Genomic DNA, 493 nt, shown 5'->3' with positions numbered 1-493 from the left:
GGCTGTCAGCCGGAGCGATCGCAATTATAGGGGCCATATGGATCGCCCACATGATCTTTCCAGCGAAGTGGCGATGGTTGACGACAGAGGATATTTCGCATCTTCAGAGCATCGCGACTGCCGGTCTCTTGGTCGGCGTGATCGGTAACCATTTCAAAAAGCGGCTGAGCTAGGCGGCGAACGCCGCGACTGCGCGCACAAGGCAACCGTCACGTCGAATTAGCTGCGCTCACGCCAACATAAATTGCCGCGGCTCTCGCAACTGATCCAGCCTCGCCGCGATCTGCCGGAACCGCTCAACGCCTGCCTGGTCGCCCTCCAACGCCAGAGCGCCGATCCTCTCCGCCACCCACGCTGGCGCGGTGTCGCCGTGAATCTGCTCGATCTTCAGCGCTTCGGCCCAGCGGAGTTGATCGGGGCTCATGCGCCTCCCAAATGGTTGGATCTGCGTCCTGCGGCCCGGCATATTCTGATACCATCGGACGGCAAGTCA

Annotated in this window: 1 protein-coding gene; it reads right to left on the bottom strand. The window is 61.1% G+C overall.

Features of this window, described 5'->3' with window-relative positions:
- Positions 1 to 229: 229 nt before the first annotated feature.
- Positions 230 to 424: a DUF6961 family protein gene (locus RAD15_RS43575; RefSeq protein WP_458184825.1), complete on the bottom strand. Its 195-nt coding sequence runs from the start codon at positions 422 to 424 to the stop codon at positions 230 to 232.
- Between the last annotated feature and the right edge of the window lie 69 nt (positions 425 to 493).

The organism is Bradyrhizobium sp. 14AA, assembly GCF_054185205.1.
This window is presented reverse-complemented; position numbering and strand designations above follow the sequence as displayed.

What these genes read in the sequence shown, in the direction of transcription:
- RAD15_RS43575 (WP_458184825.1), bottom strand. Translation starts at nt 424, where the DNA reads ATGAGCCCCGATCAACTCCGCTGGGCCGAAGCGCTGAAGATCGAGCAG.